General features: G+C 71.4%; 22 protein-coding genes. 12 read left to right on the top strand and 10 right to left on the bottom strand.

The window, feature by feature from the left end; genetic code table 11:
- The first annotated feature begins 71 nt into the window (after positions 1-71).
- Positions 72-890 (top strand): MBL fold metallo-hydrolase, encoded by an 819-nt coding sequence (locus tag ABZ567_RS14030; protein WP_360788430.1) that lies wholly within the window; start codon positions 72-74, stop codon positions 888-890.
- A gap of 222 nt (positions 891-1112) precedes the next feature.
- Here ABZ567_RS14030 and ABZ567_RS14025 read toward each other — a convergent pair whose 3' ends face one another.
- Positions 1113-2075 carry a pirin family protein gene (locus tag ABZ567_RS14025; RefSeq protein WP_360788427.1) on the bottom strand — a complete coding sequence of 321 codons (963 nt, stop codon included), beginning with the start codon at positions 2073-2075 and terminating at the stop codon, positions 1113-1115.
- A 131-nt stretch (positions 2076-2206) separates the two neighbouring features.
- Positions 2207-2707 (bottom strand): SseB family protein, encoded by a 501-nt coding sequence (locus ABZ567_RS14020; protein ID WP_360788424.1) that lies wholly within the window; start codon positions 2705-2707, stop codon positions 2207-2209.
- Positions 2708-2860: 153 nt separating this feature from the next.
- Here ABZ567_RS14020 and ABZ567_RS14015 point away from each other — a divergent pair, with 153 nt between their 5' ends.
- The 6 genes from ABZ567_RS14015 (at position 2861) to ABZ567_RS13990 (ending at position 9768) form a co-directional block, all read left to right on the top strand.
- A complete protein-coding gene (locus ABZ567_RS14015; RefSeq protein WP_360788421.1) occupies positions 2861-3292 on the top strand; it encodes a hypothetical protein in 432 nt (143 codons plus the stop codon).
- 5 nt (positions 3293-3297) lie between these two features.
- Positions 3298-5079: an alpha/beta hydrolase gene (locus ABZ567_RS14010; RefSeq protein WP_360788418.1), complete on the top strand. Its 1782-nt coding sequence runs from the start codon at positions 3298-3300 to the stop codon at positions 5077-5079.
- Positions 5079-5678 (top strand): hypothetical protein, encoded by a 600-nt coding sequence (locus ABZ567_RS14005; protein ID WP_360788415.1) that lies wholly within the window; start codon positions 5079-5081, stop codon positions 5676-5678. The genes ABZ567_RS14010 and ABZ567_RS14005 overlap by 1 nt, the downstream gene beginning before the upstream one ends.
- A gap of 209 nt (positions 5679-5887) precedes the next feature.
- Positions 5888-7717 carry an acyl-CoA dehydrogenase gene (locus ABZ567_RS14000; protein WP_360788412.1) on the top strand — a complete coding sequence of 610 codons (1830 nt, stop codon included), beginning with the start codon at positions 5888-5890 and terminating at the stop codon, positions 7715-7717.
- Between the two features lie 305 nt (positions 7718-8022).
- A complete protein-coding gene (locus tag ABZ567_RS13995) occupies positions 8023-9354 on the top strand; it encodes a M18 family aminopeptidase (protein ID WP_360788409.1) in 1332 nt (443 codons plus the stop codon).
- Between the two features lie 69 nt (positions 9355-9423).
- A complete protein-coding gene (locus tag ABZ567_RS13990; RefSeq protein ID WP_360788406.1) occupies positions 9424-9768 on the top strand; it encodes a hypothetical protein in 345 nt (114 codons plus the stop codon).
- Between the two features lie 8 nt (positions 9769-9776).
- On the opposite strand, the gene ABZ567_RS13985 is transcribed toward ABZ567_RS13990, so the two are convergent.
- A complete protein-coding gene (locus ABZ567_RS13985) occupies positions 9777-11585 on the bottom strand; it encodes an NHL domain-containing thioredoxin family protein (protein ID WP_360788403.1) in 1809 nt (602 codons plus the stop codon).
- Between the two features lie 260 nt (positions 11586-11845).
- Between ABZ567_RS13985 and ABZ567_RS13980 the strand changes: the two genes are divergently transcribed.
- Positions 11846-12337: an LURP-one-related family protein gene (locus ABZ567_RS13980; protein WP_360788400.1), complete on the top strand. Its 492-nt coding sequence runs from the start codon at positions 11846-11848 to the stop codon at positions 12335-12337.
- 35 nt (positions 12338-12372) lie between these two features.
- Here ABZ567_RS13980 and ABZ567_RS13975 read toward each other — a convergent pair whose 3' ends face one another.
- On the bottom strand, positions 12373-13593 hold the full coding sequence (locus tag ABZ567_RS13975) for an aminotransferase class I/II-fold pyridoxal phosphate-dependent enzyme (protein WP_360788397.1): 1221 nt from the start codon (positions 13591-13593) through the stop codon (positions 12373-12375).
- A gap of 63 nt (positions 13594-13656) precedes the next feature.
- Between ABZ567_RS13975 and ABZ567_RS13970 the strand changes: the two genes are divergently transcribed.
- On the top strand, positions 13657-15153 hold the full coding sequence (locus tag ABZ567_RS13970) for a PLP-dependent aminotransferase family protein (RefSeq protein WP_360788395.1): 1497 nt from the start codon (positions 13657-13659) through the stop codon (positions 15151-15153).
- Between the two features lie 157 nt (positions 15154-15310).
- A complete protein-coding gene (locus tag ABZ567_RS13965; RefSeq protein ID WP_360788392.1) occupies positions 15311-15919 on the top strand; it encodes a hypothetical protein in 609 nt (202 codons plus the stop codon).
- Positions 15920-16275: 356 nt separating this feature from the next.
- Here the strand turns inward: ABZ567_RS13965 and ABZ567_RS13960 are convergent, their stop codons facing one another.
- Positions 16276-17073, bottom strand: a complete 798-nt coding sequence (locus tag ABZ567_RS13960; RefSeq protein ID WP_360788390.1) for a carbon-nitrogen family hydrolase — start codon at positions 17071-17073, stop codon at positions 16276-16278.
- A gap of 155 nt (positions 17074-17228) precedes the next feature.
- Here ABZ567_RS13960 and ABZ567_RS13955 point away from each other — a divergent pair, with 155 nt between their 5' ends.
- A complete protein-coding gene (locus ABZ567_RS13955; RefSeq protein ID WP_360788387.1) occupies positions 17229-18056 on the top strand; it encodes a maleylpyruvate isomerase family mycothiol-dependent enzyme in 828 nt (275 codons plus the stop codon).
- 4 nt (positions 18057-18060) lie between these two features.
- Here ABZ567_RS13955 and ABZ567_RS13950 read toward each other — a convergent pair whose 3' ends face one another.
- From ABZ567_RS13950 to pdhA, 5 genes are all read right to left on the bottom strand, one after another.
- Positions 18061-19476 (bottom strand): MFS transporter, encoded by a 1416-nt coding sequence (locus ABZ567_RS13950; protein WP_360788384.1) that lies wholly within the window; start codon positions 19474-19476, stop codon positions 18061-18063.
- Complete coding sequence (locus ABZ567_RS13945) at positions 19473-20132, bottom strand: GntR family transcriptional regulator (RefSeq protein WP_360788381.1); 660 nt, start codon at positions 20130-20132, stop codon at positions 19473-19475. The genes ABZ567_RS13950 and ABZ567_RS13945 overlap by 4 nt, the downstream gene beginning before the upstream one ends.
- Positions 20133-20268: 136 nt before the next feature.
- Positions 20269-21678 carry a dihydrolipoamide acetyltransferase family protein gene (locus ABZ567_RS13940; protein ID WP_360788832.1) on the bottom strand — a complete coding sequence of 470 codons (1410 nt, stop codon included), beginning with the start codon at positions 21676-21678 and terminating at the stop codon, positions 20269-20271.
- Positions 21679-21709: 31 nt separating this feature from the next.
- Complete coding sequence (locus ABZ567_RS13935; protein WP_360788378.1) at positions 21710-22690, bottom strand: alpha-ketoacid dehydrogenase subunit beta; 981 nt, start codon at positions 22688-22690, stop codon at positions 21710-21712.
- Between the two features lie 2 nt (positions 22691-22692).
- Entirely contained in the window at positions 22693-23886 is a 1194-nt protein-coding gene (pdhA, locus tag ABZ567_RS13930) for a pyruvate dehydrogenase (acetyl-transferring) E1 component subunit alpha (RefSeq protein ID WP_360788376.1), read from the bottom strand.
- Between the two features lie 339 nt (positions 23887-24225).
- Here pdhA and ABZ567_RS13925 point away from each other — a divergent pair, with 339 nt between their 5' ends.
- Entirely contained in the window at positions 24226-24885 is a 660-nt protein-coding gene (locus ABZ567_RS13925) for a response regulator transcription factor (protein ID WP_360788373.1), read from the top strand.
- The last annotated feature ends 56 nt before the right edge of the window (positions 24886-24941 follow it).

Here is a 24941-nt window from a genome sequence, read left to right as displayed (position 1 = left end):
CGCGCGCCGTCCCCTCTCCCGGCGCAGACTGGTGTCGTAGTACGGCCGTCGGGGGGACCACGGAGCGTGCCATGGACATCCACAAGGTCGGGAGCGACACCACCGTCCTGGCCGACAGCCTCGACGTGCCCGGGATCGGGCACATTCCCGCCAACGCCTACGTCGTCACCGCCACCGAGCCCGTCGTCGTCGACACGGGGCTCTCCCTGTCCGACCGGAACTTCGTCGACACGGTCGGCTCGGTCGTCGACCCCGCCGACGTCCGCTGGATCTGGCTGACCCACCCCGACCGCGACCACACGGGCGGCATCTTCGACCTGCTCGTGGCCGCGCCCCGGGCGAAGGTCGTCACCACCTTCATCGGCGCCGGGATCATGTCCACCGAGCGTCCGCTGCCGACGGACCGCGTGTACTTCCTGAACCCCGGCCAGTCCCTCGACGTCGGCGACCGCGTGCTGCACGCCTTCAGGCCGCCGCTCTTCGACAACCCGGCCACCGTCGGCTTCTACGACGACAGGACCCGCATCTGCTTCAGCTCCGACTGCTTCGGCGGGCCCATGCCGACGCGGGAGCTCGCGGAGAGCGGGCACGCGAACGACCTCAAGCCCGAGGAACTGCGGCAGGCACAACTCCTGTGGGCGTCCGTGGACAGCCCGTGGGTGCACATCGTGGACCCGGTCAAGTACCGGGCGACGATCGACCCGCTGCGGAAGATGGCCCCGGAAATCGTGCTGTCCACGCATCTGCCGCCCGCGGTCCGGATGACGACGTCGATGATCGACACCATCTCGACGGCCCCGGACGCGGACCCGTTCGTCGGGCCCGACCAGGCGGCCCTGGAGCAGATGCTGGCGACCTTCGAGCCGGGCGGCCAGCCCGCGGCGACCTGAGCGGCCTCACCTCACCGCCCGGCCCCCGCGGGTTCGGGCGGTTTCGCCTCAGGCTTCCCGTACCGCGTCCGTCGGCATGGCGTCGCGCGCGGACTGCCGTAGCGCTCTGACTGCCGTAGCGCGCCGACTGCCGTACGGGTGACGGCTCGTCAGCAGGGTGCGCCGACGAGCCGCCTGGTACGCCGCGTACTCCCCGTACCCGGTCCCGTCCCGTACGCCGGGCTACTCCCCCATGCCGTGCACCGCCGGGATCGTCCCCAGGCGGCCGGCCTGGAAGTCCTCGAAGGCCTGGCGCAGTTCGGCCTGGGTGTTCATGACGAAGGGGCCGTAGTGGGCCATGGGCTCGCGGATCGGCTGTCCACCCAGGAGGACGACCTCCAGGTCCGGGGTGTTGCCGTCCTGCTTCTCGTCCGCGCGGACGGTCAGCGCGCCGCCCTTTCCGAAGACGGCGGTCTGGCCCATGTGGACCGGGCGGCGTTCGGCGCCGACGGTGCCGCGTCCGGCCATGACGTACGCGAGGCCGTTGAAGTCCTCGCGCCACGGCAGGGTGATCTCGGCGCCCGGCCGCAGGGTGGCGTGGATCATCGTGATCGGGGTGTGGGTGATGCCCGGCCCGTCGTGGCCGTCGAGCTCACCGGCGATGACACGGAGCAGGGCGCCGCCGTCGGGGGAGGTGAGGAGCTGGACCTGGCCGCCGCGGATGTCCTGGTAGCGGGGGGCCATCATCTTGTCGGCGGCGGGCAGGTTGACCCACAGCTGGAGGCCGTGGAAGAGGCCGCCGCTGACGACGAGGGACTCCGGCGGCGCCTCGATGTGGAGGAGACCCGCACCGGCGGTCATCCACTGCGTGTCGCCGTTGGTGATGGTGCCGCCGCCACCCTGGCTGTCCTGGTGGTCGAAGATCCCGTCGATGATGTAGGTGACGGTCTCGAAGCCGCGGTGGGGGTGCCAGGGCGTGCCCTTGGGCTCGCCCGGCGCGTACTCCACCTCGCCCATCTGGTCCATCATGATGAACGGGTCGAGGTACTGGTAGTTGATCCCGGCGAACGCCCGGCGCACCGGGAAGCCCTCCCCCTCGAAGCCCGTGGGGGCCGTGGTCACGGCGAGCACGGGGCGGGAGACGGCGTCGGCGGTGGCGGCGACGCGCGGCAGGCTGAGCGGGTTCTCGACGGTCACGGCGGGCATGACGACCTCCTGGGTGCGGCCTCGGCGGCCTTGATACGTCCACTTTAGTTGAACGATGAACTTCCCGCCACCCGGAACGCGGAACGCCCGGGAGGAATTCCTCCCGGGCGCCCCCGTACGTTCAGGATCGGTCAGCCGTACATCCGCCGCATCGCGAAGTCGACCATCTGCTCCACGGCCTTCGCGTCGAACACCATCCGGTGGTCGCCCTCCATGTCGAGGACGAAGCCGTAGCCCGTCGGCAGCAGGTCGATCACCTCGGCGCCGGTGATCACGAAGTACTTCGACTCCTTGCCCGCGTACCGCCGCAGCTCCTTGAGCGAGGTGAACATCGGGATGACCGGCTGCTGGGTGTTGTGCAGGGCCAGGAAGCCCGGGTTGTCACCGCGCGGGCAGTAGACCTTGGAGGTCGAGAAGATGTGCTGGAAGTCCTCGGGCGCGAGCGTGCCGGTCGTGAAGGCGCGTACGGCGTCCGCGAGGGAGGGCGGCGAGGGCTCGGGGTAGAGCGGGGCCTGCTGCTGCCCGTACCCGGCCTGCATGCCGCCCTGCATGTCGGCCTGCGGGGCGTACTGCTGCTGCGAAGGCGGCGCGTACTGCTGCTGGGCACCCGGATTCTGCTCGTAGCCGTACATGGGGCCAGCCTATCGACCCGTGGGCCGTCGCATCACTGCCCGTGGGCGGTGATGCGAGCCTCCGGGCCGTCCGCACCCGCTCTTCGTACGCCCCCTGCCTCTTGCTAGATTCGCGGAAGCAATCTTCGGTCACCACGGGGGTGGAACATGGCGTTGAACGCCACTTGGGAAGAGTTGTTCGGCGGAACGGCCCCGCCCGGACAGCCCGCGGCGATGACCCTCGCGGGGGTGCCCGCCCCCGACTCCGGTGGAGGCGGCGGCGACGCGGACCTGAAGGCCGACGAAGGCCCGTGGCACCAGGCCGGGAACACCGCCGGTGAGCTGCGCACCTCCACGACCGCCTCGCTCACCGACCTCGACACCGCGAACGAGGGCGTCGGCGGCGGCACCGCCGGCTTCGACTCCTCGGCCGGCCTCACCGAGATCCTCGGCACCTGGAAGGCCCGCCTCGGCGCCGTACGCGACGAGTGCGGCCGCCTTGAGGGCGCACTGAAGAGCGCGGGCCTGCAGTTCGGCGAGCGCGAGGCCGCGACGAAGCGGAAGATCGCCGCAGAGGCGCCGGCTCCCGCGCAGAAGGAAGGCTGAGCCCCGTGCCCACCTGGCAGCAACTGCGCGACGTGAAGCTGAACGAGTACACCGACGCGGCCGACGGCTGGGGCAAGGTCTCCTCCCGCTCCAACGCCGACAAGGACCGTGTCGACAACGGCATGTTCGCCAAGATCCACGACACGCAGAAGGGCGAGAGCGCCACCGAGGCGACCCACGCCGTCCGGCAGCTCAGCCGCAACTACCAGTACCTGCACACCGAGTGCGGACTGGTCCGCACCGCGCTCAACGGACTCGCCTCCGAACTCGCGGCCCCGCAGCGGAAGCTGAAGCAGGCCCTGGAGGACGCCGAGAACCTCAAGTTCACGGTGAAGCCCGACGGTTCGGTGGAGTACCCGACCCAGTCCTTCGTCCTCGCCCCCGGCAGCAACACCGCCGAGCACGGCGCGCCCGTCCCGCTCGCGCCCGGCAAGGGCGAAGGGGTCGGCAGCGCCGACGCCAACAAGGGCAAGGCGGAGGACATAGCCCAGCGCATCGGCGACGCCGTCCGCGAGGCCACCGAGATCGACGGCCGCTACGCCGCCGCCCTGCGCAGGCTCAAGGCCGGCCCCGGCCTGGACGTCAGCGACGCGGACCTGGTCGACGCCGCCGCCGACACCAAGGCCCTCCAGCAGGCCGCCGGGAAGTACGCCGACGACGACAGGATCCCGCACGGGAAGTCCCCGAAGGAGAACGCCGAGTGGTGGAACGGCCTCAGCCAGGAGCAGCGTGACGAGTACGCCACGCTCTACCCGGCCTCCGTCGGCGCCCTCGACGGACTGCCCTCCTCGGTCCGCGACGACGCCAACCGGATGGTGCTCGCGGAGACCCGCGCGCAGATCCAGACGGACCTGAACAGGCCCGCGCCGAACCAGTACATCCCGAACCCGAACGGCAACTACCCGGCCGTCGTCCTCAGCCCCGAGTACAAGCAGTGGCAGAAGGACCAGGAGCGGCTGAAGGAGCAGCTCAGGGGCACCGACTCGATCCAGGCGCGCTTCGACGCCACGGGCAGGGAGGGCCTGCCGGAGGCGTTCCTCCTCGGCTACGACAAGGAGGGCATCGGCCGCGCGATCATCGCCAACGGCAACCCCGACACCGCCGACCACACCGCGGTCTACGTGCCGGGCACGACGACGAACCTGAAGGACTTCGACGGTGACATCACACGGATGACGGACCTGTGGAAGGAGACACAGAGCTGGGCACCGGGCCAGAACGTCTCCACCATCACCTGGTTCGGTTACGAGACGCCGCAGTCCATCGCACCGGATGCCATGCAGAAGGGTTGGGCGCACGACGGCTCCCCCAAGCTGCTCCGGTTCATGGACGGCCTGGAGACGGTGCAGGGTGGCGCCGATCGGAGCCACACCACGATCATCGGGCACAGCTACGGCTCGACCGTCGTTGGCGACGCCTCGAACAAAGGCGATCTCGCGGCCGATGACATCGTGGCGGTCGGCAGCCCCGGGATGCTCACCGGCAGGGCCGAGGACCTGGACGTCGGCAAGGACCACGTCTGGTCCGAGGCGGCGTGGAACGATGTCGTGCCGGCGGGTGGCAAGGCGGCCGGACTCGGCGGCCACACCTGGGGCGTCGAGACCTGGAACGGCGTCCCGTTCAACGCCGGGTACGTGCAGACCGTGCCCTCCGACGAACTGTTCGGCGCCCATCGGATGGACGTGGACACCAGCGGACACAGCGACTACTGGACCCGGGACTCGGAGAGCCTCAGGAACCAGGCGAAGGTCGTGGCGGGCCGGTACGACGATGTGAACGAGGACTGATGAGCACCAGCGACCACGACAGCACCGCAGACCCGACGGCGACCCCACGGCCGCGCCGGGTCCGGCGCCCGGCCGTGCTCGGCGCCCTCCTCCTCTGCCTCACCACCCTGGCGACGGGATGCACCATGAACGACGCGGACGACCTCGGCTACACCCCTACGACCCTCGACGTCGCGGATGCCAGGACGCGGACGAAGGAGATCTCCAGCGAGATCTTCGACATGATCGGGCTGCCCCGGGCCAGGACGACGGAGCCCGGCCCGAGCGCCTCCGTCTGCCCTGAGGACCGCGAGCACCTCTTCAAGACCCGCCACCCCTGGTCGGTGTACGACGTCTCCGACGAGGAGCTGGAGCAGGGCTTCGAGCGGTTGCGCCAGGCGCTGCCCGGCAAGGGCTGGAAAATCGTCTCGTACGGGCCCAACAACAGCAGGGCCAAGTCCCTCGAACTCACGGCGGACTCGGAGAAGGAGCACTTCGCTGTCAACGCCGAACTGTCACTCGGCAGCAAGGACCCGAAGCAGAAGAACCTGATCGCCGTCACCGTCGTCTCCGGCTGCTTTCGCGCGCCCGAGGGGACCGACCTGAAGGGTCTGTACTGATAGCGCTCGTCGTGTGAGGGAGGGGCCTGGGGCACATGCCCCGGGCCCTTTTCTGCGGCTCGTGTCACAGATGACCGGAAAGGGGTTGCTCTTATTACCCGCGGGTAGCATCATCGTAGAGAAGCGTGGGCTACTCACCGGTAGTACGAGCGTGACCACGTCCGCGTACCAGGACATCCGCCTCCCCGAGCCTTAACGGAGCCGTCGCCATGGGGCACTACAAGTCGAATCTCCGCGACATCGAGTTCAACCTCTTCGAGGTCCTCGGCCGCGACAAGGTGTACGGCACCGGACCGTTCGAGGAGATGGACGTCGAGACCGCCAAGAGCATCCTCGACGAGATCCGCCGCCTCGCCGAGAACGAGCTCGCGGAGTCCTTCGCCGACGCCGACCGCAACCCGCCGGTCTTCGACCCCGAGACCAACACCGCCCCGGTCCCCGCCACCTTTAAGAAGTCGTACAACGCCTTCATGGAGTCCGAGTACTGGCGCCTCGGCATCCCCGAGGAGATCGGCGGCACCGTCTCCCCCCGCTCCCTGATCTGGGCCTACGCGGAGCTGCTCCTCGGCTCGAACCCGGCCGTCTGGATGTACTCCTCCGGCCCGGCCTTCGCCGGCATCCTCTACACCGAGGGCAACGAGCAGCAGAAGAAGGCCGCGCAGATCGCCGTCGACCGCCGCTGGGGCTCCACCATGGTCCTCACCGAGCCCGACGCGGGCTCGGACGTCGGCGCCGGCCGCACCAAGGCCACGCAGCAGGAGGACGGCTCCTGGCACATCGAGGGTGTCAAGCGCTTCATCACCTCCGGTGAGCACGACATGGAGGAGAACATCCTCCACTACGTCCTCGCCCGCCCCGAAGCCGCCGGACCCGGCACCAAGGGCCTCTCCCTCTTCCTCGTCCCCAAGTACGAGTTCGACTGGGAGACCGGCGAGCTCGGCGCGCGCAACGGCGTCTACGCCACCAACGTCGAGCACAAGATGGGCCTCAAGGCCTCCAACACGTGCGAGATGACCTTCGGCGACCAGCACCCCGCCAAGGGCTGGCTCATCGGCGACAAGCACGACGGCATCCGCCAGATGTTCCTCATCATCGAGTTCGCCCGCATGATGGTCGGCACGAAGGCGATCTCCACCCTCTCCACGGGCTACCTCAACGCCCTGGAGTACGCCAAGGAGCGCGTCCAGGGCACCGACCTGGCCAACTTCATGGACAAGGCCGCGCCCAAGGTCACCATCACCCACCACCCCGACGTCCGCCGCTCGCTCATGACGCAGAAGGCGTACGCCGAGGGCATGCGCTCCCTCGTCCTCTACACGGCCTCCGTGCAGGACGAGATCGCGATCAAGGAAGCGGCCGGCGAGGACTCCAAGGCCCTGCACGGCCTCAACGACCTGCTGCTCCCGATCGTCAAGGGATACGGCTCCGAGAAGGGCTACGAGCAGCTCGCGCAGTCGCTCCAGACCTTCGGCGGCTCCGGCTTCCTCCAGGAGTACCCGATCGAGCAGTACATCCGGGACGCCAAGATCGACACCCTCTACGAGGGCACCACCGCCATCCAGGGCCAGGACTTCTTCTTCCGGAAGATCGTCCGCGACCAGGGCGCCTCCCTGAACGCGCTGTCCGAGAAGATCAAGAAGTTCCTCGCGGTCGGCACCGGCGGCGACGACCTCGCCGACGCCCGCGACTCGCTCGCCAAGGCCGCCGTCGACCTCGAAGGCATCGTCGGCACGATGATCACCGACCTCACCGCCACGGGCGAGGACGTCAAGAACATCTACAAGGTCGGCCTCAACACCACCCGCCTGCTGCTCGCCTCCGGCGACGTCGTCGTCGGCTACCTGCTGCTGCGCGGAGCGGCCGTCGCCGCCGAGAAGCTGGCCGCCGGGGCGAGCGGCAAGGACGTCGCCTTCTACCAGGGCAAGATCGCGGCCGCGAAGTTCTTCGCCGCCAACGTCCTGCCCGGCGTCACCGCCGAGCGCGCCCTCGCCGAGGCCGTCGACGGTTCGCTGATGGACCTGGACGAGGCCGCGTTCTAACACGCGCCCACGTCCTGCAGGGAACGGCTCGTCCCCGGGGAGGGGGGCGGGTCGTTCTGGATTTTCTGGGCTCGGTTCGCCTCCGGGGCGCTCGAGCCGGGCTCACAGTCCCGGGGGCGGACGCGGGCGGGCCCATCGGGCGGGGCGGCGCGGGTCGCACCTTCGAGGTTCCCGTCGTGCCGGCGACGGAAGGCGCGGGTCCCGCTCGCGAGGTCCCCGGCCGGGTCGGGGCGGCTCACGCGTGACGTGCCCGTCGAGCAGGTCCCCAGCGGCTCCGGCGCGGCCCCGCTGCGTAAGGTTGGGCCATGAGCAGCGCAGCTTCCCGTCCCGCCGCCGGCCCCTTCGACCGCGGTCACACCGACGACCTCATGGCCTTCCTGATGGCGTCGCCCTCGCCGTACCACGCGGTCGCGAGCGCCGCCTCACGCCTTGAGGCGGCCGGGTTCCGGCAGGTCGAGGAGACCGCCGCATGGGACGCTGCGACACCGACGGGCGAGCCCGCGGGGCACGGCGGGAAGTACGTCGTCCGCGGCGGGGCGATCATCGCCTGGTACGTGCCGGAGGGCGCCGCCCCCCACACCCCGTACCGCATCGTCGGCGCCCACACCGACTCCCCTAATCTGCGCGTCAAGCCTCGGCCCGACATGGGTGCGCACGGCTGGCGGCAGGTCGCCGTCGAGATCTACGGCGGCGCCCTCCTCAACACCTGGCTGGACCGCGACCTCGGCCTCGCCGGGCGCCTCACCCTCCGCGACGGCAGCCACCACCTCGTCGACGTCGGCCGGCCCCTGCTGCGCGTCCCGCAGCTCGCCATCCACCTCGACCGGGGGGCCAACGACGGCCTCAAGCTGGAGCGCCAGCGCCACATGCAGCCCGTCTGGGGCATCGGCGACGTCCACGAGGGCGACCTGATCTCCTTCCTCGCCGACGAGGCCGGCGTCGACGCCGAGGACGTCGGCGGCTGGGACCTGATGGTCCACGCCGTCGAAGCGCCCGCCTACCTCGGCCGCGACCGCGAGCTCCTGGCCGGACCCCGCATGGACAACCTGCTCTCCGTCCACGCGGCCGTCGCCGCCCTCGCCTCCCTCGCCGGCCGCGACGACCTCCCGTACATCCCGGTCCTCGCCGCCTTCGACCACGAGGAGAACGGTTCCGAGGCCGACACCGGCGCCCAGGGCCCCCTGCTCGGCAACGTCCTGGAGCGCTCCGTCTACGCCCGCGGCGGGTCCTACGAGGACCGGGCGCGGGCCTTCGCCGGCACCGTCTGCCTGTCCTCCGACACCGGCCACGCCGTCCACCCCAACTACGGGGAGCGCCACGACCCGACGCACCACCCGCGTGTCAACGGCGGCCCGATCCTCAAGGTGAACGTCAACCAGCGGTACGCGACCGACGGCGGCGGCCGCGCCCTGTTCGCCGCCGCCTGCGAACGCGCGGGCGTGCCCTGGCAGTCGTTCGTCTCCAACAACGACATGCCCTGCGGCACCACCATCGGCCCGATCACGGCCGCCCGTCACGGCATCAAGACCGTCGACATCGGCGTCGCGATCCTCTCCATGCACAGCGCCCGCGAACTCTGCGGCGCCGACGACCCGTACCTCCTCGCGAACGCCCTGGTCGCCTTCCTGGAGGGCTGAGCCCCGGCTGCGCCGGACGGCACCGCGAGCGAAACATCCGCGAAAGGCCCCGCCTGACACCGTCACCCCATGCACCGTCATGAGGGGCCTCCCCCACGCCAGTTCGTCCCGTACGCCGTCGGCGCCCTGCTCCTGGTCCTGACGGGGGCGGGGCTGCTCATCGACGCGTACGACGACCGGCCCCCGTGGGGCACGGACATCGCGTACGAGGGCGGCTACGTCCAGGCCTCCCGCATCCGCGGGTACGACATGGACGGCACGCGGACGAAAGCGCTGCTCGACGGCGAGTGCGCGCTCATGGAACGGCAGGGGATGGGTGGCGACCGGGCCGTCCACGATCCCGCGGCGTGGGTGGCCGGATGCCTGGACGGGGCCGCGGGGCGCCCCTCCAGGAACCAGGGGATGCTGCGCTGAGCGGCTGACTAGCCGTCCATGCCCGCGAGGATCAGCGGGAGGCGGGAGACGCCCGCCTCCGTGATCTTCACGGGCACGCCCCAGTCCTGCTGGTGGACGTGGCAGGCCGGGTACTCGTTGGCCGGGTCGTCGTCGCAGGACGCCGCCATCGCCGAGACGTGCAGGACGCCCTCCGTGACCTCCGGGTTCAGGTCGAGGTCCCGGAAGAGGTCCGTGCCCGTGCCGTCGCCGCCGAGCAGCAGTTCCGACGGGGTCGAGGAGACCAGGAGCCGGGTCGAGGGGCCGTAGCGGTCGTCGAGCTTCTGGCCCGTCGGGGCCTGGAAGACGACGTCCAGGCGGAGCCGGCCGGGGGCGACCTCGGTGGCCTCGCGCCGGGTGCGGTGCGCCACGGCGGCGACCTGGACGGCCTCCTCGGGGAGCCGCAGCCGGGTCAGCCGGTGCCGGGCGGACTCGACGACCACGATGTCGCCGTCGACGAGGACCGCGCCGCTGGGCTCGCGCAGATCGGTGGCGAGGGTGGTCACCTCGCCGGTGGCCGGGTCGTAGCGGCGCAGGGCGTGGTTGTACGTGTCGCTGACGGCGACCGAGCCGTCGGGCAGGGCCGTGACGCCCAGCGGGTGCTGGAGCAGGGCCTGGCCGGCGGCGCCGTCGCGGTGCCCGAAGTCGAAGAGACCGGTGCCGACGGCGGTGTGGACGACCCCCTCGGGGTCGATCCAGCGCAGGGCGCTGGTCTCGGAGTCGGCGATCCACAGCCGGTCCTCGGTGGCCGAGAGCCCCGAGGGCTGCGCGAACCAGGCCTCGGCGGCCGGCCCGTCGACGAGCCCCTCGTTCGTCGTCCCGGCCGCGACCTCGACGGTCCCGCTCTCCGGGTCGTACGTCCACAGCTGGTGGACACCGGCCATGGCGATCCACACCTTGCCCTGCCACCAGGCCACGTCCCACGGCGAGGACAGGTCGACCTCCAGGGCGGGACCGGAGGTGGCGGATCCCTGCCACCACTGCCTTCCGGTGCCGGCGACCCGCTCGATCACGCCGGTCTCGAGGTCGAGGACGCGCAGCGAGTGGTTCACCGTGTCGGCGACGACGATCTTGCCGTCGGGCAGCGTCGCGAGACCCTGCGGCTCCCGGAAGACACCTTCGCCGATGCGCCGCACGACGGTCTCGCCGTCGGCTTCGAGCTCCACGAGCTGGTGGCGGGTGGTGTCGGAGACCAGGAGGTTCCCCGAGGGCAGCAGGATCGCCTTGCCGGGGAACCGCAGGTCGGTGGCGACGGGCTCGGGCGGCACGTACGGGCCGTCGCCGCGCCGCAGCGTCCCCTTGGCCTCGTGCTCGGCCTCCAGCTTCTCGACGAGCGTCCGGAGCGCGTTGGCGTGCCCCTCACCGGCGTGCTGGGCGACGACGTACCCCTCGGGGTCGATCACGACCAGCGTCGGCCAGGCGCGCACGGCGTACTGCTTCCAGGTCGCGAGCTCGGGGTCGTCCAGTACGGGGTGGTGCACCTCGTACCGCTCGACGGCGTCGACGACGGCCTGGTGCTCGGCCTCGTGCACGAACTTCGGCGAGTGCACCCCGACGATCACGAGCGTGTCGCGGTGCTCCTCCTCCAGTTCGCGGAGCTCGTCGAGGACGTGCAGGCAGTTCACGCAGCAGAAGGTCCAGAAATCCACAACAACGCACTTACCTCGCAGGTCAGCGAGGGTGAGCTCTTTGCCGCCGGTGTTGAGCCAGCCGCCCTTGCCGATCAGCTCGGGGGCACGGACACGGGCACGCTTGCGGGGTGCGGGCGCGGGGGTGGGCGCCGGGGCGGCATCGTTCATGCTTCAAGCTTGCCATCCGCCGTGCCGGGCGGGATCGGCGCCATCCCATCGCCCCGCAGTGCCCGGACGACGCGGCAGCGCGCGGCGCCGTCGAACCTCGCGCCGGCCTTTCCCCGCTCGACCCGCCGTTCGGCGCGGCGCTCGACCCGCCGTTCGCGCGACGCTCGGGGTGCGCTCGGGGCGGCGCTCGGGGCGACCCCGGACGCGCTCACCCGCTACTGCAGGTGAGAACCGCCGCTCGTACGGGCAGGCATACCGCCATGAAATATCTCGTACGGGACAAGATCTTCGCGATCGGTGACGACTACTGGATCGAGGACGAGCAGGGTCGCCACGCCTTCCTCGTCGACGGCAAGGCGCTGCGGCTGCGCGACACGCTGGAGCTGAAGGACCCCGACGGGAAGGTCCTGATCACGCTGCGGCAGAAGATGTTCAGCCTGCGGGACGCCATGACCGTCGAGCGGGACGAGCGGCCGCTGGCGACCATCCGCCGCAAACGGCTCTCGCTGCTGCGCAACCACTTCCGGGTGACACTCGTCGAGGGGACCGAACTGGACGTCAGCGGCCGGATCCTGGACCGGGAGTTCACCGTCGAGTACGAGGGCGAACTCCTGGCCCACATCTCCCGGCAGTGGATCCACGTCCGCGAGACGTACGCGGTGAACGTGATCCGGGAGGACGCGGACGCCGCCCTGCTCGTCGCCGTGGCGGTGTGCGTGATCCGGATGGCCGAGCGCGAGCGGGAGGACTGACGTGGCGTCACGCGCACATCGGAGGTGACCTGTCGTCACTCGGCTTTCGCCAAAGCCTGTTCCAGGTCCGTCCACAGGTCCTCGACGTGCTCGATGCCGACCGAGATCCGGACCGTGCCGGAGCCGATCCCCGCCGCCGCGAGGGCCGCCGCGTCGAGCTGGTGGTGGGAGGTGGAGGCCGGGTGCATCACCAGGGTCTTCACATCGCCGAGGGAGACGCTGAGCGAGGCCAGCCGTACCGCCTCGACGAACGTGCGGCCCGCCTCCCGGCCGCCCGCGAGGTCGACCGAGACCACCCCGCCGCCACCGCCGGGCAGCAGGCGTGCGGCGATCTCCCGGTCCGGGTGGCTCGCGAGGGCGGGGTGGCGTACGGCCGCGACGGCGGGGTGCGCGGCGAGCCGGGCCGCGAGGTCGGCGGCGCTCGCGCACTGGCGTTCCATGCGCAGCGACAGGGTCTGCATCCCGCGCAGCGTCAGCCAGGCGGCGAACGGGTCGGTGGAGGCGCCCTGTTCGACGGCGTGGTGGCGGACCCTGCGGTACAGCTCGTGGTCCTTGAAGACGGCGACGCCGCCGAGGACGTCCGCGTGCCCGGCCAGGTACTTGGTGGCCGAGTGGACGACGATGTCGGCGCCGTGGTCGAGGGGACGGCACAGGAGCGGGGAGGCGAAGGTGTTGTCGACGGCGACCGGCACCCCGGCCCCGGCCGCGACGGCGGCGAGCGCGGGCAGGTCGGAGACGCGGGTGGTCGGGTTGGCGATGGTCTCCAGGTAGAGGAGCCGGGTCGTGGGGCGCAGCGCCGCCCGGACCTCCTCCGGGTCGGTTCCGGAGACGTAGGTGACGTCGACGCCCCAGCGGGTGGCGAGGTCGGTGAGGACCGCGTACGTACCGCCGTACAGGCAGCTCTGGGCGATGACGTGGTCGCCGCTGGAGAGCAGGCCGAGCAGGACGGCGTTGACGGCGCCCATGCCGGAGGCGAAGGAGAGGCCGGCGGCTCCGCCTTCGAGGCGGGCGACGGCGTCCTCGAGAGTGCGGACGGTGGGGTTGCCGAGGCGGCTGTAGAGGAAGGCGTCCGCGGCGGTGAAGGCGGTGGCGAGGGCGTCGGCCGAGTCGAAGGCGAAGACGTGGCCCTGGTGGAGCGGGACGCCGAGGGGCCTGCTGCCCCTGACCTCCACGTGCGGCGGGTGGACGGCGAGGGTCTCGGGGCGGACGGCCCCGGTACGGAGGGGCGTGGCTGCGGAGTCGTCGGCGTGGCTCATGCGTCCAGTCTGTGGACCCGCCGCTTGCCTTCCCAGGGCCAATCCCGGCAGATTGGTCCGGCGATGGAGCCAATCGACGCGACCCTCGACCTGGACGACCTGGTCGCCCGCCTCGGCCGCTGGTCGGCCGGGCGCGGCCCGCTGTACCTGCTGCTCGCGGCCCGGCTGCGCCGGCTGATCGACGAGGCCGCGCTGCCGCCGGACGCGCTCCTGCCACCCGACCGGCGGCTCGCGAAGGCCCTGGCCGTGGGCCGTACGACGGTGGTCGCCGCCTACGACACGTTGCGCCAGGAGGGGCGGCTGGTACGACGGCAGGGCAGCGGAACCCGGGTCGCGCGGGCGGCGCTGGCTCCGGAGGGGCGCGGGGGGACGCAGGCGTCCCGGCGGCCGGACACGCCCCGCGTCACCGAGACGTCGAACCCGCTCTTCCTGCACCTCCTGGAGGCGCCGGACGACGTGATCCTGCTGACCTGCGCCGCCCCGTCCCAGCCGCCGCCCGAGCTGGCGGAGGCGTACCGCTCGCTCGTCCTGCCCGACGGGGACCTCGGCTACCACCCGGCCGGTCTCGCGGCGCTGCGGACGGCGGTCGCCGAGCGGTACGCGGCGCGCGGGGTGCCGACCGAGCCGGGGCAGATCCTGGTCACCACCGGCGCTCAGCAGGCGCTTTCGCTGCTCACGCGGCTGCTGCTCGCGCCCGGGGACGGCGTGCTCGTGGAGGCGCCGACGTATCCGGGGGCGCTCGACCTGTTCCGGGAGGCGGCGGCCGAACCGCTGCCGGTGGCGGTCGGGCCGTACGGGATCGACGTGGCGGAGGCGGTACGGGTGATGACACGTCACCGTCCCGCGCTGGCCTACGTGATGGCGCGGTTCCAGAACCCGACGGGGGCGGTGCTCCCGCCGCTGGCCGGGCGCCGGCTCGTGGAGGCGGCGAACGCGCTCGGCGTGCCGCTCGTGGACGACGAGGTCCTCGCGGACCTGGCGTTCGACACGGCGTCGCCGCCGACGGCCCCGCTCGCCTCGTACGGCGAGGTGATCGCGGTCGGTTCGCTGAGCAAGACGGTGTGGGGCGGGCTGCGCATCGGCTGGCTGCGCGGCCCCGCGTCCCTGGTCGCCCGTCTCGCCCGGCTCAAGGCCCTCCACGACCTGGGCAGCGACCTGCCCTCCCAGCTCACCGCGACCCGCCTCCTCGACGACTTCGGCCCGGTCCTCGCGGCCCGCCTGGCGTCGGTGCGCGCCGGCCACGACCACCTCAGGGCCGAACTCGCCCGCCACCTGCCCTCCTGGTCCTGCGCGCCGTCCACGGGCGGCCAGACGCTCTGGGTACGGCTCCCCCACGGCGACGGGGTCTCCTTCGCGCAGCTCGCCCTGCGCCACGGGGTGGCCGTCCTGCCGGGCTCGACGACCGACGCGCTCGGCGGGAGCGTCCGCCGCCTCCGGCTCCACTACCTCGTCCCGGCCGAGGTCCTGACGGAGGCGGTGCGGAGGCTGGCGGCGGCCTGGGCGGAGTACGCCCCGGGCCCGGCGCCGGAGCGGGCCTCCCTGCGGGCGATCGTCGTCTGACGCCGCGTGCGCTCGTCGTCCGACCCCGGGGTGATCGCCGACCGCACCGCGCCCGTCGCGCGCACCGCGCCCGTCGCGCGCACCGTGCCCGTCGCAACGCGCCCGACGCCCCGTGCCCGACGCCCCGTGTCTGTCGCACCGATGAGGAGTCCCTGTCATGCACACCAACGTCACCCCCTTCGACCTCCACGCGTGGAAGGAGGGGAACCGGCACGACTACCGCGCGGGCTGGAAGGGCGTCTCGCCGGAGTTCGGCGAGATCACGCTGACCTGCCCCCTGCCCCGGACCACGCCCGAGTCGATCGTCTCCGAGGTACGCGGGGGGCGACTCCCCGTCACCTCCTACGAGTCGCGCGGGACGCACGCCGAGGGACTCATACTGCCGACCCTGAACCGGTCGACGCTGCGGGTCGGCGACCGGATGGTGTACGTGGAGCGGAACCGTCTCGGGGCCACCCTCGGCCAGCGCGCCCTGACGATGCGGTACGCGGGCGACCACTACCGGCTCGCCGCACTCGACAAGCACGGATACGTCCTGAGTCGCGAGGCCGACGACGAGGACCCCGGGGTCACGATCACCGCCCGTGAGTCCGGGCGGGGCAAGAACCGCAGGCTCTCCGTCCAGGTCGCCGGGCGCGCCGAGGGCGGGGACCTGGCCCTGGCCCTGATCTTCGCGGGCGTCGACCGCTCCGCCCTGACGCACCTCGGCGCGGTGAAGGCGGGCATCTCCCGCGTGACCCACTTCTGGACCGAGTCCCCGTACTGATCTCCTGACCACCATCTCCGGACTCCACCCGCCCTACCCGAGTGGGCGACGCATGCCTTCCTCACGACGTGACCGATCCCGTTTCCGGCTGTCCGACGACGAGGTCTTCGTCCTCGCCCAGCGGCGACCGGTCAGCCGGTCCCGGAGTCCATGGCGCCCGCGGAGCGGGAGCTGCCCACCGAGCCGGCCGGGCCCGGGAAATCGGGGCCGCCGGGGCCGGGCCCTGGGCCCAGGGCCGGGAACTCGGGGCCGCCGGGGCCGGGCCCACGGCCCCAGGCTGCTGCCCGGGCCCGGGGCCTCAGGCTGCTGCCGGGGCCCAGGGCCTCAGAGCCCCAGGCTCCCGAACCGTCAAGCTCTCAAGGCCTCTTCGGCGGTGCGACGCCCAGGACGCGGTCCTTCAGGGCCGGGAACTGTTCGCGGGTCGTGGTGACCTTCGCCGGGTCGAGGTCGACCCGGAGGATCTCCTCGTCCGGGCCCGCCTCCGCGAGGACCTCGCCCCAGGGGTCGACGACGATCGAGTGGCCGGCCTGCTCGACGCCCGCGTGGGTGCCCGCCGTCCCACAGGCCAGGACGTACGCCTGGTTCTCGACGGCACGTGCCTGGGCGAGCAGGGTCCAGTGGGCGCGGCGGCGGGCCGGCCAGCCGGCCGGGACGACGAAGGCCTGTGCGCCGGCGTCGACGAGCCCGCGGAAGAGCTCCGGGAAGCGCAGGTCGTAGCAGGTGCCGACGCCGACGGTGAGGTGCGGCAGGTCGACGGTGACGAGGTCCTCCCCGGCCGCCATCATCACCGCCTCGCCCTTGTCGAAGCCGAAGCGGTGGATCTTGCGGTAGGAGGCGGCGAGTTCGCCGTCGGGGGAGAGGACCAGCGAGGTGTTGTAGAGGGCGCCACCCTCCGCCTCGACGAAGGAACCGGCGTGCAGCCAGACCCCCGCGTCACGCGCGGCGGCCGCCATCGCCCGGTGCGTGGGGCCGTTCAGCGGCTCGGACTCGGCGGCGAACGACTCGTAGGCGAAGGCGCCCATGGGCCACAGTTCCGGCAGGACGACGAGGTCGGCGCGGCCGGATTCCTCCCGTACGAGGCGCGCCACGCGGGCACGGCGGGCGTCGACCGGTTCGTCCGGGTCTACCGCGATCTGGATCAGCGAGGCGCGCACACTACCACCGTCCTGGCATTCGAGCCGTCAACACCGGCCTACGATCGTCACACGAAAGCACTGCCGGGGTGCCTTCGGGCAGCGTAACTTAGCGTCCAAGCCTCCCACCCAGTCGTGTTTTCAGCCCGCGCACCGAAGAACCGCCGAGGGGTCCCGTGACCGTCCATCCCAGCCTCCAGAATTACGCCGACGCCTGGACCCATTCCATCGAGGCGATAGCCGAGCTGGTGCAGCCGCTCGTGGAGGGCGAGTGGAACCGGCCGACACCGTGCCCGGGCTGGTCGGTCCGGGACATCGTGTCCCATGTGATCGGCATGGAGACGGAGATGCTCGGCGACCCGCGGCCGATCCACTCCCTGCCGCGCGACCTCTACCACGTACGCAGTGACTTCGCGCGGTACATGGAGGTGCAGGTCGATGTGCGACGGCACCACACCGCGCCGGAGATGACCTCGGAACTGGAGTACATCCTGATCCGCCGGGCCCGGCAGCTCCGCAACGAGAACCGCTCCCCCGAGCACCTGATCCGCGCGCCCCTCGGCGCGGAGCAGTCCCTGGAACTGGCGTACCGGATGCGCGCCTTCGACGTGTGGGTGCACGAGCAGGACCTGCGGACCGCGCTCGGGGTGCCGGGCAACCTGGACTCCGCGGGCGCGCACGTGACGCGTGACGTGCTCCTGGAGGCGCTGCCGAAGGTGGTCGCCAAGGACGCGGGCGCGCCGGCGTCTTCGGCGGTGGTCCTGGACGTGAGCGGTCCGGTGGAGTTCCTGCGGACGGTCCGGGTCGACGCGGACGGCCGGGGTTCGATCGACGGGGCGCCGTCGCTGGGTCCCGCGGTGACGCTGGCCACGGACTGGGAGACGTTCGTACGTCTCGCCTGCGGCCGGATCCGGCCGGCCGACGCGGCCGACCGGGTCAAGGTGGAGGGCGACGAGGAGCTGGCGCGGGCGATCCTCGCCAACATCGCGGTGACGCCCCGCTGAGGACTCAGACGGGGACGTGCACCGCCTCGACGCGGCTGGCGACCAGCCGTTCGCGTTCCCTGCGGTGGGTCCGGGCCTTGAGGCGCAGGATCTGGACGACGCCGAGGGCCTCCAGGACGAAGACGGACGAGAACGCGATCCGGTAGTTGTCGCCGGTCGCGTCGAGGAGCACGCCGACGGCGAGGAGTGTCGTCATCGACGCCACGAACCCGCCCATGTTGACGATGCCGGACGCGGTGCCCTGACGCCCCGGCGGGTTCGCCGGGCGGGCGAAGTCGAAGCCGATCATCGAGGCCGGTCCGCAGGCGCCGAGGACCAGGCAGAGGGTGACGAGCAGCCACATCGGCGCGTGCTCGCCGGGGTACGCCAGGGTGGCGCCCCACATCAGGGCGGTGCCGGCGACCGTGCCGAGGGCGAGCGGGGCGCGGGCCCTGTGGTGGCGGGCGATGATCTGCCCGTACGCGAGGCCGACGGCCATGTTCGAGAGGACGACCAGGGTGAGCAGTCCCCCGGCGGCCGACCGGGAGAGGCCCTGCGCCTCGACGAGGTAGGGCAGTCCCCAGAGCAGCAGGAAGACCATCGCGGGGAACTGGGTGGTGAAGTGCACCCACATGCCGAGGCGCGTGCCGGGTTCCCGCCAGGACTCGGCGATCTGGCGGCGGACGAAGGCGGCGCCCGCGCGGGATGGGGGTACCCCCTGCTCGAGCGAAGCCGAGAGCTCGGGGGAGGGCTGGGGTTCGTATCCCTCGGGGTGGTCCTTGAGGAAGAGCAGCAACAGGACGAGGACGAGGACACCGGCGAGGGAGCTGCCGACGAAGGTGGTCGTCCAGCCGAGGCCGTGCAGGGCGCGGGCGATGAGGACGGTGGAGACGAGGTTCCCCGCCATGCCGAAGAGGGCGGCGACCTGGCCGATGAGCGGACCGCGGCGGGCCGGGAACCAGTGGGCGCCGAGCCGCAGGACGCTGATGAAGGTCATGGCGTCACCGCAGCCCAGGAGGGCGCGGGCGGCCAGCGCCGTGCCGTACGAGGGCGAGAGCGCGAAGCCCAGCTGGCCCAGGGTGAACAGGACGACGCCGAGGGTGAGGACCTTCTTGGTTCCGAGCCGGTCGACCATGAGGCCGACGGGTATCTGCATGCCCGCGTAGACGAGCAGCTGGACTATGGAGAAGGTGGAGAGCGCGGAGGCGTTGACGTCGAAGCGGTCGGCGGCGTCGAGTCCGGCGACGCCGAGGGACGTGCGGAAGATGACGGCGACGAAGTAGACGGCGACGCCGACGCCCCAGACGAGGGCGGCGCGACGGCCGCCGGGCGGGTCTCCGGGGAGGGTGCGGGCCGATCCGGACCCGTTGCGGCTGCCACGGCCGTTCCCGCTGCCACGGCCGTTCCCGCTGTCACGGCCCTTCCGGCTGTCGCCGCTCACCGGTCCTCACCCCGGACCAGGACCTTGACCCAGGTGAGGTGCTGACGGACGCAGCGAGCGGCGCCCTCCACGTCTCCGGCCTTGATCCGGTCGAGGATCTCGGCGTGCTCGGTGATGTTCTTGGTGACCCGGTCGGGCTGGGACTGCATCACGGCGACGCCCATGCGCAACTGACGGTCGCGGAGCTGGTCGTAGAGGCGGGACAGTATCTGGTTGCCGGCGTGACGGACGATCTCGGCGTGGAAGCATCGGTCGGTGACGGCGACTTCGGCGAGGTCCCCGGCCTCGGCGCGCCGCTTCTGCTCCTCCAGGAGCTCTTCGAGCCGCGCGACGAGTGAAGCCGGCGCGGGTACGGCCCGGCGGACGGCGAACTCCTCGACGAGCAGGCGGGTCTCGACGACGTCGGCGATCTCCTGGGCGGAGACGGCGAGGACGAGGGCGCCCTTCTTCGGGTAGAGCTTGAGCAGCCCTTCCATCTCCAGCTTGAGCAGCGCCTCGCGGACCGGCGTCCGGGACACTCCGACGGCGAGGGCGAGTTCGCCTTCGGTGAGGAGGGTGCCTCCCTCGTACCGCCGGTCGAGTACGGCCTGCTTGACGTGCGAGTACACACGGTCGGTGGCGGGCTGTTGCTTGACGGGGGCGGCGGCGGATGGCATGCGCACAGGATAGATACAACAGAGGTGCAACAGAGAGCCCCATCCACATCGTGGACGGGGCTCTCTTGTTTCACGTGAAACGGACGGACCCACGCACTGCGCCCGGCGCGTCAGCTCCAGGCATCGGCTTCGGGCGTCAGCTCCAGGTGATCAGCCGCTTCGGCTGCTCCAGGATCGCGGCGACGTCCGCCAGGAACTTGGAGCCGAGTTCGCCGTCGACCAGTCGGTGGTCGAAGGAGAGTGCCAGCGTGGTGACCTGACGCGGCTTCACCTTGCCCTTGTGCACCCACGGCTGGAGCTTGATCGCACCGACCGCGAGGATCGCGGACTCGCCGGGGTTGAGGATGGGCGTACCGGTGTCGACGCCGAAGACGCCGACGTTGGTGATGGTGAAGGTGCCTCCCTGCATGGCCGCCGGGGTCGTCTTCCCCTCCCGGGCGGTGGAGACCAGCTCGCTCAGGGACGCCGAGAGCTCGGGCAGTGTCTGGGCGTGCGCGTCCTTGATGTTCGGCACGAGCAGACCGCGCGGGGTGGCCGCGGCGATGCCCAGGTTCACGTAGTGCTTGAGGACGATCTCCTGCGCCGCCTCGTCCCAGGCCGCGTTGATCTCCGGGTTGCGCTTGACCGCGACCAGGACGGCCTTGGCGATGAGGAGCAGCGGATTGACCCGCAGGCCCGCCATGTCCTTGTCGGACTTGAGCTCCTCGACCAGCTTCATCGTGCGCGTGATGTCGAAGGTCACGAACTCGGTGACGTGCGGAGCGGTGAAGGCCGATCCGACCATCGCCGCCGCCGTGGCCTTCCGTACGCCCTTGACGGGCACACGGGTCTCCCGGGCGTCGGTCGAGACGAGCGGCGCGGGCGCCACGGCCTGGGCCGGAGCCGTAACCACGGCCGGCTCCGGAGCCGGGACCTGGACGGCGGGCGCGGGCGCCGGAGCGGCCGCCGCGTGCACGTCCTCACGGGTGATGACGCCGTCGGGGCCGGTCGGGGTGACCGTCGCGAGGTCGACGCCGAGGTCCTTCGCGAGCTTCCGGACCGGCGGCTTGGCCAGCGGGCGGGCTCCGGCACCGGCCGGAGCGTGCCCGTTGAGCTGCTCCGGTACGGAGACGGTGACGGGCACCGCCGGAGCCGGAGCGGCGGGGGCGGCGCCGGCCGGCGCCTTGCGCGCACGGCGCTTGGTGGAGCTGGCGGCCACGCCGTAGCCGACGAGGACGGGCTGGCGGCCCTTTGGCTCCTCGTCCTCCTCGACCGGCGCGGGCGCGGGTACGGCGGCTGCCGGAGCGGCCTCGGCCACCGGAGCGGCGGGCGCCTCGGCGGTTCCGCCGCCGACGTTCACCGAGATGATGACCTGGCCGACGTCGACCGTCGTCCCCTCGGGGAAGCACAGCTCGTGGACCGTGCCGTCGAAGGGGCTCGGCAGCTCGACCGCGGCCTTGGCCGTCTCGACCTCGCACACGACCTGCCCGTCGGTGACCGTGTCACCGGGCTGGACGTACCACTTGAGGATCTCGGCCTCGGTGAGGCCCTCGCCCACGTCGGGCATCTTGAATTCGCGGATCGTCACGGTGCTCTCCTCAGTACGCCAGCGAGCGGTCGACGGCGTCGAGCACGCGATCGAGACCCGGCAGGTACTCCTCTTCCAGGCGCGCCGGCGGGTACGGCGCGTGGTAGCCGCCGACCCGCAGGACGGGAGCCTCGAGGTGGTAGAAGCACCGCTCGGTGATCCGGGCGGCGATCTCCGCGCCGGACCCGAAGAAGACGGGCGCCTCGTGGACCACGACCAGGCGCCGGGTCTTCTCGACCGAGGCCTGGATGGTGTCGAAGTCGAGCGGCGAGACGGAGCGCAGGTCCACGACCTCGACCGACTTCCCCTCCTCGGCGGCGACGGCGGCCGCCTCCAGGCAGGTCTTCACCATCGGCCCGTAGGCGGCGAGGGTGAGGTCCGTGCCCTCGCGAGCGACCCGCGCCTTGTGCAGCTCACCGGGGATGGCCTCGGTGTCGAGCTCGCCCTTGTCCCAGTAGCGGCGCTTGGGCTCGAAGAAGATGACCGGGTCGTCGCTCTGGATCGCCTGCTGGAGCATCCAGTAGGCGTCGGAGGAGTTCGCCGGGGTGACGACCTTGAGGCCGGCGACGTGCGCGAAGAGGGACTCGGGGGACTCGGAGTGGTGCTCGACCGCACCGATGCCGCCGCCGTACGGGATGCGGATGACGACCGGCATCTTCACCGTGCCGAGCGAACGGGCCCGCATCTTCGCCAGCTGGGTGACGATCTGGTCGTACGCCGGGAAGACGAAGCCGTCGAACTGGATCTCCACGACCGGCCGGTAGCCGCGCAGGGCGAGGCCGATCGCGGTCCCGACGATGCCGGATTCGGCGAGGGGGGTGTCGATGACCCGGTCCTCGCCGAAGTCCTTCTGCAGGCCGTCGGTGATCCGGAAGACACCGCCGAGCTTGCCGACGTCCAGGCCCATGATGACGACCTTGGGGTCGGTCTCCAGGGCCTTGCGCAGCGACTCGTTGAGCGCCTTCGCGAGAGGAAGATTCTGAACAGCCATGATTACTGGCCCTCCCCGGCCGCGAAGGACGCCTGGTAGGCGGCGAACTGCGCGCGCTCCTCGTCGACGAGCGCGTGCCCGTCCGCGTACGTGTGGTCGAAGATCGCCATGTGCTCCGGTACGGGCATGGCGCGGACGACCTCGCGGACGTTCTTGCCGAGCGCCTCGCTCTCCGCCTCCAGCTCCTCGAAGAAGGCCGCGTCGGCGTGGCCCTCGTTCTCCAGGTAGGCCTTCAGGCGCAGGATCGGGTCCTTGGCCTCCCACTCCGCCCGCTCCGCGTCACGGCGGTAGCGGGTCGGGTCGTCGGAGGTGGTGTGGGCGGCCATGCGGTACGTGAACGCCTCGATGAGCGTCGGGCCCTCGCCACGGCGGGCACGCTCCAGGGCCGACCGGGTCACGGCGAGGCAGGCGAGGACGTCGTTGCCGTCGACCCGGACGCCGGGGAAGCCGAAACCGGCCGCGCGCTGGTAGAGCGGGACACGCGTCTGCTTCTCGATGGGCTCGGAAATGGCCCACTGGTTGTTCTGGCAGAAGAACACGACGGGGGCGTTGTAGACCGCGGAGAAGACGAACGACTCGTTGACGTCACCCTGGCTGGAGGCGCCGTCACCGAAGTACGCGAGCACGGCGGAATCCGCGCCGTCCTTGGCGATACCCATGGCGTAGCCGGTGGCGTGCAGGGTCTGCGAACCGAGAACGATCGTGTACAGGTGGAAATTGTTGCTGCTGGGATCCCAGCCACCGTGGTTCACACCACGGAACATTCCGAGCAGATTCGTCGGGTCGACGCCACGGACCCACGCGACGCCGTGCTCGCGATAGGTGGGAAAGACGTAGTCGTCGTCCCGCAGGGCCCGGCCGGAACCGATCTGGGCCGCCTCCTGGCCGAGCAGCGAGGCCCACAGGCCCAGCTCGCCCTGGCGCTGCAACGAGGTGGCCTCGGCGTCGAAGCGACGGGTGAGCACCATGTCGCGGTAGAGGCCGCGAAGCTCCTCGGCGCTCAGGTCGATGTCGTAATCGGGGTGCTGGACGCGCTCTCCCTCGGGCGTCAGCAGCTGGACGAGCTCGGGCTCCGTCGCTCCCGACGCGGCGCGCGTGCTCGTCTTCTTGGTGGTGCTCGTGCTCGCGCTTGCGGTGCGCTTGGTGCCGCTGCTGCGTCGCGTCGTCTTGCGCGCGGCAGTGCTCTCCACGGTCACGTGCGTGCTCCTCCGTCGGTCCGGCCTCCGGGTTCGCCGGGTGGGCCAGTGCGGCTCCGCCTTGCCCGTACCTGCGCACGGGGTGGGTGCGACGCGGTCGGGGTGGGGCGTGACAGGTGCCCCGACGAACGCCGTCATAGGCACGTTACCCACAGTGCGGCATTCCCGCGAAACCCCACCTGACCTGCGATTTTGCTTGGATATCCAAGTAAATCGAGGAAAGCGGGGACTCCGCCCTGGTCAGGGCGTGGACAACGGCCCGACACCGTCGTCGGAACAACCGGCACGTTATCCCGCGCACCCCGGGCGCGGGAAGAGCCAATATGTGAGACTGACCGAGTGCGCGAAGAAGGAAAAATCCGGGTATTTCTGCTGGACGACCACGAAGTGGTCCGGCGCGGCGTCCACGAGTTGCTCTCCGTGGAGCACGACATCGAGGTGGTCGGCGAGGCCGGCACGGCGGCGGACGCCCTGGTCAGGATCCCCGCGACCCGTCCCGACGTGGCCGTGCTCGACGTCCGGCTGCCCGACGGCAGCGGGGTCGAGGTGTGCCGCGAGATCCGTTCGCAGGACGAGAGCGTCAGATGCCTGATGCTGACCTCGTACGCGGACGACGAGGCCCTCTTCGACGCGATCATGGCGGGGGCCTCGGGCTACGTCCTCAAGGCCATCCGCGGCAACGAACTCCTGAACGCCGTACGGGACGTGGCGGCCGGCAGGTCGCTGCTCGACCCGGTGGCGACGGCCCGGGTCCTGGAGCGGCTGCGCGACGGGAACAACCCGAAGAAGGACGACAAGCTCGCCAACCTCACGGAGCAGGAGCGCAAGATCCTGGACCTGATCGGCGAGGGCCTGACCAACCGGGTCATCGGCGAGCGGCTCCACCTCGCGGAGAAGACCATCAAGAACTACGTCTCCAGCCTGCTGTCGAAGCTGGGCATGGAGCGACGCTCGCAGGCCGCGGCCTATGTGGCGCGGCTCCAGGCGGAGCGCCACTGAGCCGGCGGCGCGCTTCGGGACCTAGGGCCTTTCGTTTGGATCATGCCGGGCTCGCG

The sequence above is a fragment of the Streptomyces sp. NPDC016459 genome (genome assembly GCF_040632845.1).
Lineage (GTDB): Bacteria > Actinomycetota > Actinomycetes > Streptomycetales > Streptomycetaceae > Streptomyces.
This window is presented reverse-complemented; position numbering and strand designations above follow the sequence as displayed.

Bases quoted from the DNA above. Each gene is read 5' to 3' on its own strand.
- ABZ567_RS14030 (WP_360788430.1), top strand. From the start codon at position 72: ATGGACATCCACAAGGTCGGGAGCGACACCACCGTCCTGGCCGACAGC.
- ABZ567_RS13980 (WP_360788400.1), top strand. From the start codon at position 11,846: ATGAAATATCTCGTACGGGACAAGATCTTCGCGATCGGTGACGACTAC.
- ABZ567_RS13975 (WP_360788397.1), bottom strand. From the start codon at position 13,593: ATGAGCCACGCCGACGACTCCGCAGCCACGCCCCTCCGTACCGGGGCC.
- ABZ567_RS14025 (WP_360788427.1), bottom strand. From the start codon at position 2,075: ATGCCCGCCGTGACCGTCGAGAACCCGCTCAGCCTGCCGCGCGTCGCC.
- ABZ567_RS13935 (WP_360788378.1), bottom strand. From the start codon at position 22,690: ATGGCTGTTCAGAATCTTCCTCTCGCGAAGGCGCTCAACGAGTCGCTG.
- ABZ567_RS13970 (WP_360788395.1), top strand. From the start codon at position 13,657: ATGGAGCCAATCGACGCGACCCTCGACCTGGACGACCTGGTCGCCCGC.
- ABZ567_RS13990 (WP_360788406.1), top strand. From the start codon at position 9,424: ATGCACCGTCATGAGGGGCCTCCCCCACGCCAGTTCGTCCCGTACGCC.
- ABZ567_RS14005 (WP_360788415.1), top strand. From the start codon at position 5,079: ATGAGCACCAGCGACCACGACAGCACCGCAGACCCGACGGCGACCCCA.
- ABZ567_RS13985 (WP_360788403.1), bottom strand. From the start codon at position 11,585: ATGAACGATGCCGCCCCGGCGCCCACCCCCGCGCCCGCACCCCGCAAG.
- ABZ567_RS13945 (WP_360788381.1), bottom strand. From the start codon at position 20,132: ATGCCATCCGCCGCCGCCCCCGTCAAGCAACAGCCCGCCACCGACCGT.
- ABZ567_RS14020 (WP_360788424.1), bottom strand. From the start codon at position 2,707: ATGTACGGCTACGAGCAGAATCCGGGTGCCCAGCAGCAGTACGCGCCG.
- ABZ567_RS13965 (WP_360788392.1), top strand. From the start codon at position 15,311: ATGCACACCAACGTCACCCCCTTCGACCTCCACGCGTGGAAGGAGGGG.
- ABZ567_RS14000 (WP_360788412.1), top strand. From the start codon at position 5,888: ATGGGGCACTACAAGTCGAATCTCCGCGACATCGAGTTCAACCTCTTC.
- ABZ567_RS13940 (WP_360788832.1), bottom strand. From the start codon at position 21,678: ATGCCCGACGTGGGCGAGGGCCTCACCGAGGCCGAGATCCTCAAGTGG.
- ABZ567_RS13995 (WP_360788409.1), top strand. From the start codon at position 8,023: ATGAGCAGCGCAGCTTCCCGTCCCGCCGCCGGCCCCTTCGACCGCGGT.